The organism is Candidatus Hydrogenedentota bacterium, from assembly GCA_018005585.1.
Classification (GTDB): Bacteria; Hydrogenedentota; Hydrogenedentia; order Hydrogenedentales; family JAGMZX01; genus JAGMZX01.
The window spans coordinates 1-8,543 of the sequence record JAGMZX010000194.1 but is presented as its reverse complement, the minus strand read 5'-3'; the positions used below and the strand labels follow the sequence as shown (position 1 = coordinate 8,543).

The window sequence follows — 8,543 nt, the reverse complement described above, 5'->3', positions numbered from 1 at the left end:
GCGGCGTGAAAAGGGGGCTATTCATGTGAAAAGATGGGGACACGAACCTGGAACACGGTCAGGGAGTGGTACCGATGGAACTGGGAGCGCGTTGCGCTGGTCAGAAGAACATGAAGCCTGTCTATACAGTGCGCAGGACAGTCAGCCCCGTGCCGCTCGTGGCGGGCTGGGAGCATCCGATGTGGCGGGACGTGCTGCCGCTGACAGTAGGGCATTTTCACCCGCGCAGCAGCGACCACCGGCCCGCGACGCAAGCGAAGGTGCTGTATGACGCCCAGGCGTTGTATGGGATTTTCCGAGTGGAAGACCGGTATGTGGTGGGTGCGCACACGGCATATCAGGACCCCGTCTGTCAGGACTCGTGTGTCGAGTTCTTTGTGCGTCCGAAGCCGGATAAGGGCTACATGAATTTTGAAATGAACTGCTGCGGCGTATTGCTGCTGCAATACGTGGAAGATCCGGCGCGGACGCCCGAAGGCTTCGCGAAATTCACGCGCGCACCGGCGGAAGTCGGGCGGCGCGTGGAGGTGCGCGGCGCGCTTGAGGGACCCCTCGCGCGGGAGATCGAGGCGCCGATGACCTGGGAAACCGCTTTCCGAATTCCCCTGGATGTGCTGGAGGTGTATGTGGGTTCCCTGGGCGACCCGAGCGGACAGGAATGGCGGGCGAATTTCTACAAGTGCGCCGACACCTCCAGTCATCCGCACTGGGGCGCATGGTCGCCGATTGGCGACCGCCTCGACTTCCATCAACCTGACCGGTTCGGCGCGTTGTGTTTTGCGTAGGCGAATTGGGGAGGCGTGAGACGGCAACATGAGTGACGAGCGCATGTCGCGCGCGGCCGGAGCGCTTTTGGCGGGTTACTGGACGCTGACAGCGGCGTGGACGGGCCTGCTGGGCCGCCATCTGGGCGGGCTGCTGGCGTACCGGCCGGAGGCGGACCGCGCGGCGCTGATTCTGCTGTTGGCGGGGCCTTTGACCTGGGGGCTTGCGCAAGGGCTTGGGCAGCGCCGCATGTTTCCTGCATTCGCGCGAGCGGCGGCGTTGACGGCGGTGTTTACTGGTCTTTTCGCCGAAGGGGCTGACGGTCACGCGACCGTGCTGACCGCGGCGGCGACCGGGGTTTTCGCGCTTGTTTCCGGAACGCTGGGTGCCTCGAGTTGCGGCGTGGCGCGGCTGGTTGCGCGGTTGCGGGGCAGGTGCGCGGCCGACGGATTCCGGCTGACGCGACATCTCCGCTTCTGCTTCGAGGCGCTGTTCGCGGGAGCAATCGCCAACGTGCTCGCTCGCGTGTTCCTGTGGCGCGCGCGCATCGAGCGGCCTGTGTTCGACCCCATCGAGTATCCGACGGCTTACAGCCGGAGCATGGACCTGTGGACTTGGGGGTATCTCTGTTTCGCGGCAGGGGCGGCGCTCTATCTGGTCTGGCGGGCGGTCCGGCTGCGTCGCCAGTGGGACGTGGCCGCGGCGGAAGCCGCTCCGGCTCCCGAGGCAGGCGGCCCGAGATCGGCCGCGGATGCCGGGGGCGGCCAGTTCCCCTGAGCGGCCTTACTGCTCCGTGGCCACCGGCTGCGTACGGCCCTGCTCGAGCCGGAAACGGTCGATACGCTTGTTGTCACTGTTGTAGCAGGTCCACTCGAGACCGAAGCCCTTGATGTGCATGACGCTATACTGCAGCGAGGCATAACCGAACAGCTGGTCGGCGAATTGCGCCACCCGGCCCGGCCGCCGCGTTTCAGGGTCCTGTTCCGCAATGCCCGCCCCGTTCACGATCAAGATTACGCCGTCGATGATCGTGCGCTTGTATGTCTCTTCGTGGCCGCAGACTAGCAGTTGCACGCCGTATTCGCGGCAGAGCGGCAGCACGCAAGTGCGCACATCGGCGTTTCCCGGTTTCCACTGAGCGCGGTCGATGCCGTAGGGGGGCTCATGGCAGCAGACGATTCGCCAGAGCGCGTTTTGGAAGACCGGAGAGCGCAGCGTTTCTTCCAGCCACCGTGCCTGCGGGGATGCGGGACCCAGCGGGAAGCCAGTATCCAGAATGGCGAACGCGGCGTTTCCGTACGGGTACGCGTAGTAGCCGCTCAGACCGCTGTTATCGCGTTCGTTGCCCGCGCCGGGATAGGGCAGAAATGCGTTGAACCAGTGCCGGTTCGGGGACGCATCGTGTTCACCGGGCGCAAGGTAGGCCGGCACCCGCCCAAACAGCGCTTCGCCCGGCTTGAAGAACAATTCATCCCACTGGTCCAGCCGCGTCGTGCGGTCCACGATGTCGCCCAAGTGGACCACGAAGTTCGGCTGCCTCGCCAGGAGCATGGCCGCGAACTGCTTGAAGTGTTCCGGGTAGGCACGGGTACCGCCGATGAACCCCACGGTGAACGGCTCGCCCGGCGCCGCCCGCGTGTAAAATTCGCCGCCGCCGCGGTTGCGCCCTTCGGCCTTGACGCGATACCCGTATCGCCTGTTCGGCGTCAACCCCGTAAGGACGACCTTCTGAAGACATCCATCGGCGGGCGCGGCGACGCTGTGTGTGTCCTCCTGCCCGATTTCGCCGTACGTCACTTCCGCGCTCACGGGACGGTTGGTCTCCCACATGATGACGGCTTCGTCATCGTCCGTCCACAGTACATAGGGCAGCTTGAGGATCAGCAACGGCACATAGAGGAAGGGCGCCGAAGCCCCGTCATGGAGCGCGATGTCGTCAAAGCGTATGGATACGCCGGGGCCGGCAAAAAAACCCACGCGACCGGCGGAGAACGCCGTATCCGTCACATCAATAAGGGGCCGCCCATTGAGCCGGATGCGGATATGGGCGCCGGCGAGTTGCGCGTCCAGATAGGTGACAGCGGCAATGGGTGCGTAGCCCGGACACGAAGCGATTTCCGCCGCAACGCCGCCCGTTGTCCGCTGCAAGAGCACTCTATCTTCACCATCGAAGTACAGGGCATAATAGTTGGCCGCGTCGTTCCAGCGCAGTACGATGCCAAAGTCCGCCTGCGCCAGGCTCTGGCCCTCCTGGACGGCCTCGCGCGTGAACGCGCAGCGGAATGCAAAGTCCGTGGCATTTGGGCTGTCCGCCACGTAGAAGCTGCGGCAGACCGGCTCGCCTGCGGCCGGAGCCGTCGTCTCGACGCGGACGCTTTGCCTGGCGGATTGCCAGTGCGCGTTGTGGCACGGGTCCTGCCCCGCGTCTACCTGCATCCAGCCGCGCAGGGGAATCTCCTGCGCGGGCGCGGCTGTGCCGAGCAGGCCCATGGCGAACACGACCGGTATGTGAAATGAGAAGCGCATACGCTTCCTCTGCGTTCAATGATGCCCACCGTTTCGACTTGGATTGCCAGGGAAATGTGTCAGGACGCGGGATCGTTTCGCATCCGCAACCTCCAGCCTACCGAACCGTCGGGGCTGAGGCAAAAGCGCGGCATAGACCGGGCCGCTACTGGTTCCCCTGAGCACGTGGGCCTGTGCTAGACTCCAGCCTCTTTGTGCGGGTACCCGGGCGGGAATTACGCCCGGGACATGGAGTGTAAATGGTTGTCTATCGGGCTTAGACATGGAACCGTCAGCGGATTTCGCGCGTCAGCGCTGGTCCTGTTCCTGCTGGCGGCGGGTTCCTTGGCAGGCACGCGCACGGCGGAGAGCGAGGCCGCAACGGCCGTCCCGCCCCTCGTGGCAGCGGACACGGAGGTCGCGCCGGCGCCCGCGCCGGAGAAAGCTCCGCCGAACCGGTGGTTTCTGCTGCTTGCCTGGGTGAACGTGTACCCAAAGTTGGAAAGCGAGAAACTCGTCGACAAGTACTTCGACCCGGCAATGCGGTTCTTCGCGCCGGGCTACGATGACGTCTTTACCATCAGCGACCTGCGCGACAAAGGTCTCCTCTGGCCGCCGCATTTCGGGATTGGCTATGTTCTTTCCCCAAAGTGGTCGGTGTTCTTTCAGAGCGGCTACACGGTTGGCAAAGTGCGCACCGAGGCGGACGACCGCAGCATTCTGCTGCTGCCGCTGCACACCGATTTCGAAATCCAGCGCGGCGCCGCCTTCTTCGGCGTTGGAGTGGACTTTTTTCCCCTCGGCGGCGTCGAGATGAAACGGCGGAAAGGGCTTCGGCAGCGGTTGCAGGACGCGAAGCCGTCGCTCGGCGCGCGTTACACGTACACGTACGCCACATATGACGCCAGAGTGAAGGCAGGTTTCAAACCGTTGCCCAACATCGGCGTGAAACTGAGCGATTCCTGGTTCCTGCCCAGCGTGAATCTCAATTTGGGCTTTGATATTCCGCTCGACGAGCGGAACCTGCTCTTTTGTAACGCAGGCTATGCGTTTTTCTGGGAGCAGGAACACGATTTCTCGGGACCCGCCTTCACGATTGGATGGAAACACTTCTTCCGGTAGACGGCCGGCGCGCGGGTGTGCGCAAGCACGCGTTCAGGCGGTCTCGATGACCCATTCCCGGAGCATATGCTCCGCGAGGGCGCGCGCGGGCGCCTCGGGCCCGGCGTCCAGCCAGCGGACCGTCTTGTCGGCGCGGAACCAGGTGAACTGGCGCTTCGCGTAATGGCGTACGTTGCGTTTGGTCGTTTCGATGGCGTCCTCGAGCGTCATCTCGCCGCGCAGATGCGCCGCAAGTTCGCGATAACCGTGGCTTTTCAGGCGCTGAATGTTGGGATAATGCCCCGCGTCGAGGAGGGCCTGCGTTTCCTGCAGCCACCCGGCGTCGAGCATGACCTGGACGCGCCGTTCGATGCGGCTATAGAGTGCCTCGCGGGGCATGTTGATGGCGACCTTGACCGCGCGGAGCGGTGGCTTGACCCTGCGGAATTCGCGGTGCAAGTGCGAGATGGGCCGTCCCGTGATCTCGTAGACTTCGAGGGCGCGCACGATGCGCACCAGGTCATTGGAACTGGTGAGCGTGCGCGCATATTCGGGGTCCACCGCTTCCAGTTTCTGGTACAGCCAGATATTGCCGAAATCGCGGGCTGCGGCGCGCAGCCGGTCGCGGACGGCCTGGTCGCGCGGCGGACCCTCGAAGAGCCCTTCGAGGACTGCCTGAATATACAGGCCGGAGCCGCCCACGAGCACGGCGGGCTTTCCGCGCCGGTTCAATGCTTCCACGACGGGGCGCGCGAGCCGTTCGAAGTCGCCTGCGGCCATGGCTTCGCCCGGGTCCAGGAAGCAGACAAAATGGTGGGGGATGCGCGCACGTTCTTCAGGGGTGGGCGCGGCGGTGCCGATCTCCATGCCGCGGTAGAACTGCTGCGAATCAGCGGAGACGATTTCAGTTTCGAGCAACCCGGCCAGTTCGAGGGCGAGAGCAGTCTTGCCCGTGGCCGTCGGCCCGACGACCGCAACGACCTGGGTCACTGGATTCTCCGGAAGCTCTTCTCCATCTGGCGTTGGGTGAGCTCGGTGATAATCGGGCGGCCATGGGGGCACGTATAGGGCGGGCGCAGGCGGCGGAATCCGTCAAGCAATGCCTTGCGCTCCTGCGTGGTCAATCGGTCCCCCGCCTTGACCGACTGTTTGCAGGCAACGGTGGCCAGCCGCAGCATATCGGCGAGCATGTCGTCCCGTTCGAAGAGGTCACCTTGCGCGATTTCGTCGAGCACACGATAGATGACATCCGGGACCTTCGACTCCTCATAAAGATGGCAGATCGCGGCGATCTGAAACGTATTGCCGCCGAAGGACTCGATTTCGATGCCAATCCGGCGGAAAAGGTCGAGGTGCGCCTCGAGCAGCTTGACTTGCGCGGGCGCTACCTCGAAAACCAGGGGCACGACGAGTTGTTGCGATTCATAGTCGCGGTCCGAGAGCTCCGCGACGAGGTTGTCGTAGTTAAGCCGCTCGTGGAGCGCATGCTGGTCAATGATCAACAGGCGGTCGCGCATCGGCACGAGCAGATACGTCTCGAAGAGCTGAAGCGGTGCGTCCGTTATGCTCTCTATGAGCGGACGGTAGACTGCGTCGGGGCTGACACCATCGGGCGGCTCCTGTTCGGGAGCGGGCAATTCCTCTTGCGTATCTCCTGCCCATTCGCGCAGCGCCCGGCGCTGCTCGGCCTCGGCATCGATTCCCGTGACTTGCTGCGTTGCCCCGGCGGAAGCGGCCGGCGGCCGGTCCGGCTTCGATGCGGGCGGCGACGCGCCGGCAGGCGCGGACACCTCGCGGTCGGCTGAGGGCGCACGATACGGGGGGCTTGCCCCGCCTTCCAGTTCGACGACGAAATCGCGCTGCGGCGATTCGGCGGCCAGTTCTTCCTCGGCTTCCTCGATGGGTTGTACCTTCGACAATTGTGCGCGCACGATGTCGCGCACGAGGCCGCGCACGACCCGGTCATCGCGGAAACGCACCTCGCGCTTGCTGGGGTGGATGTTCACATCTACGAGCCGGGGGTGTGTCTCGATGAGGACGATGCCGACGGGGTGCCGTCCGACGGTGACAAGGCCGCGGTAGGCGTCCTCAAAACCGTATTGGAGCGAACGGTTGACCACGGGCCGCGAGTTGATGAAAAAGAACTGATGGGACCGTGCCGCGCGGGTGAGTCCGGGCAGCCCAATGATGCCGCGGAAAGCGAAGCCGGCCTGCTCGCCTTCTAGACCGGCCATCTCGTTGACGAAACTGAGCCCCCAGATGGTCGCGGCGCGTTCGCGCAGAGTGGCGTGTTCCGGTACGTCAAGCAGCAGTTTCTCGTTGTGGTAGAGCTGGAAGGCGACATCGCGGCGGGCCAGCGCATGCCGTTGCAGGATGTCGATGGCATGACTGAGTTCCGTCGTGACGCCCTTGAGGAACTTCGCGCGGACGGGCGTATTGAAGTAGAGGCGGTTCACGCTGACGCGCGTGCCCGCCGGGGCGCCGCAGTGCTCGACATCGCGCAACGTGCCGCCGTCGATGCGGATACGCGTGGCGTGGTCGTCCTTTGCCCGGCGTGTCACGAGTTCAAATTGGCTGACAGCCGCGATACTCGGCAACGCCTCGCCGCGAAAGCCCATGGTGTTCACTGCTTCGAGGTCTTCCGCCTTCCGGATTTTGCTGGTGGCATGACGCTCGATGGCGAGCAGCGCATTCTGTTCAGACATGCCGTGACCGTTGTCGATGACCTCGATCAGGCGGCGTCCCGCGCCAACCAGACGCACCACGACCCGCGTGGCGCCGGCATCCAGCGCGTTTTCCACCAATTCCTTGACCACGGATGCCGGCCGCTCTACGACCTCGCCCGCCGCGATCTTGTTGGCGATGTCTTCCGGCAAGATCCGGACGGCTGCTATGGAATCGGTCTTGCTTTTCATGGGATTCGCGCATGAACTCGGGCCATCCCTATTGTAAAGCAGCCTGCCTCGAAAATAAACCAAGCGGTACGACGTGGATCCAAGCCCCGCTTCGGGCGCGGGAACGGGGAAGAAAAGGGTGTCAACATCTTGACACCGGGGCGGGATTCCCGTATGCTTAAGAAGTGACGGTGTAGCTTACTGGCTGGGTAATTCCAGAGGACAAGCCCAAGTCGCAACTGTATGCGATGGCCGGAGGATTGGGCGATGGCGGGGAATGTGGTTGTGACTGGGGGCAAAGTCACACGGAAACGGGGCGTCCAGCGACGCCCGTTGCCGTGTTGCGAGATGAGCCGTGATGATATTGCGTTGCGGGGGCCTTTGCCGGAAGAGCGGCGAGAGCCCGGGTAATGAGGAGTCACAGAAGCATCTCGTCATGCAGAGGGTGTCCGGCGGTGCGGGGTTTCGGGTGGCGTTGAGAGAAGGCGCCGGGCGCTTGTGGTGTGGAGCGCGGACCAATCATATCGCAGGAACGTCCATATGAAACGATGGGGTAAGAGCGCACGATACACGGCGGTCCTATGGACCGTGTGTGTCGCGTTGGGTGCTTCGGCGACGGTGCCGGAGATTTATGACGCGGATGCGGGCACCGGCAATGCGGGGCAGGCGTTGAATCTTGCCGGGCGCACCGGGACCATCACGATTGATACGGACGCGATGACGATTTCCGGTCCGATATCTCCGACCCGCTATGGAACGGAAGTGGACGGGGTCTGTGTTTTCCGCTTTTCCTACGTGAACTTGGGCAGCGGCGTCGTGGTGGTCATCCGGGGCAGTCGTCCGCTGGCTATTACCTCAAGTACTGATTTCGTGTTGAACACCGACCTGGTTGTGCCGCCCGGTTCGCTGGGCGGGGCCCGCGGCGGGAATCCGGGTCAGGGTGGTCTCGGCGGGACGCAAGGGCCGAACGGTTCGGGCGGCGCGGGCGGCGCAGGCGGCGCGGGCGGCGCGGGCGGCGCTGCGGGATATCAAGGCGCGGGCGGGACTGCCGGAAGCCAAGGCGCGAACGGGGGGCCAACGGCGCCTCCGGGGCTGCCGCCGACAGGGGACTCCGGCGCCGCAGGTACGGCTGGCGAGCCCGGCGCATTATCGCTGGTTATTTTCTCTCTCGACCTTCTCGGCGGCGCGGGTGGCGGCGGCGGTGGCGGCGCGGGTGGCCAAGGCGGTGATGGCGACGGCGGGGGCGGTGGGGGTGGTGGGTCCGGCGGCGGCGGGGGT

At 64.5% G+C, this 8,543-nt stretch carries 7 protein-coding genes; 4 read left to right on the top strand and 3 right to left on the bottom strand.

Annotated elements, in window-relative coordinates; genetic code table 11:
* The first annotated feature begins 74 nt into the window (after nt 1-74).
* Together KA184_21645 and KA184_21640 are read left to right on the top strand one after the other, a co-directional pair.
* Nucleotides 75-785 carry a carbohydrate-binding family 9-like protein gene (locus KA184_21645; GenBank protein ID MBP8132191.1) on the top strand — a complete coding sequence of 237 codons (711 nt, stop codon included), beginning with the start codon at nt 75-77 and terminating at the stop codon, nt 783-785.
* 28 nt (nt 786-813) lie between these two features.
* Entirely contained in the window at nt 814-1,542 is a 729-nt protein-coding gene (locus KA184_21640; protein ID MBP8132190.1) for a hypothetical protein, read from the top strand.
* 6 nt (nt 1,543-1,548) lie between these two features.
* Here the strand turns inward: KA184_21640 and KA184_21635 are convergent, their stop codons facing one another.
* Complete coding sequence (locus KA184_21635) at nt 1,549-3,291, bottom strand: metallophosphoesterase family protein (protein MBP8132189.1); 1,743 nt, start codon at nt 3,289-3,291, stop codon at nt 1,549-1,551.
* 228 nt (nt 3,292-3,519) lie between these two features.
* Here KA184_21635 and KA184_21630 point away from each other — a divergent pair, with 228 nt between their 5' ends.
* The gene (locus KA184_21630; GenBank protein ID MBP8132188.1) at nt 3,520-4,392 is read left to right on the top strand and encodes a hypothetical protein; all 873 of its coding nucleotides are present in this window, start codon (nt 3,520-3,522) and stop codon (nt 4,390-4,392) included.
* Nucleotides 4,393-4,425: 33 nt separating this feature from the next.
* Here the strand turns inward: KA184_21630 and miaA are convergent, their stop codons facing one another.
* Together miaA and mutL are read right to left on the bottom strand one after the other, a co-directional pair.
* Nucleotides 4,426-5,361, bottom strand: a complete 936-nt coding sequence (gene miaA, locus KA184_21625; protein ID MBP8132187.1) for a tRNA (adenosine(37)-N6)-dimethylallyltransferase MiaA — start codon at nt 5,359-5,361, stop codon at nt 4,426-4,428.
* Nucleotides 5,358-7,286 carry a DNA mismatch repair endonuclease MutL gene (gene mutL, locus KA184_21620; GenBank protein MBP8132186.1) on the bottom strand — a complete coding sequence of 643 codons (1,929 nt, stop codon included), beginning with the start codon at nt 7,284-7,286 and terminating at the stop codon, nt 5,358-5,360. Before mutL ends, miaA begins: the two co-directional genes overlap by 4 nt.
* Before the next feature lie 519 nt (nt 7,287-7,805).
* On the opposite strand from mutL, the gene KA184_21615 reads away from it, so the two are divergent.
* Nucleotides 7,806-8,543, top strand: a 738-nt coding sequence (locus tag KA184_21615) for a hypothetical protein (protein MBP8132185.1), incomplete at its 3' end; no start/stop codon positions are given.

What these genes read in the sequence shown, in the direction of transcription:
- KA184_21640 (MBP8132190.1), top strand. Translation starts at nt 814, where the DNA reads ATGAGTGACGAGCGCATGTCGCGCGCGGCCGGAGCGCTTTTGGCGGGT.
- KA184_21645 (MBP8132191.1), top strand. Translation starts at nt 75, where the DNA reads ATGGAACTGGGAGCGCGTTGCGCTGGTCAGAAGAACATGAAGCCTGTC.
- mutL (MBP8132186.1), bottom strand. Translation starts at nt 7,286, where the DNA reads ATGAAAAGCAAGACCGATTCCATAGCAGCCGTCCGGATCTTGCCGGAA.
- KA184_21635 (MBP8132189.1), bottom strand. Translation starts at nt 3,291, where the DNA reads ATGCGCTTCTCATTTCACATACCGGTCGTGTTCGCCATGGGCCTGCTC.
- KA184_21630 (MBP8132188.1), top strand. Translation starts at nt 3,520, where the DNA reads ATGGAGTGTAAATGGTTGTCTATCGGGCTTAGACATGGAACCGTCAGC.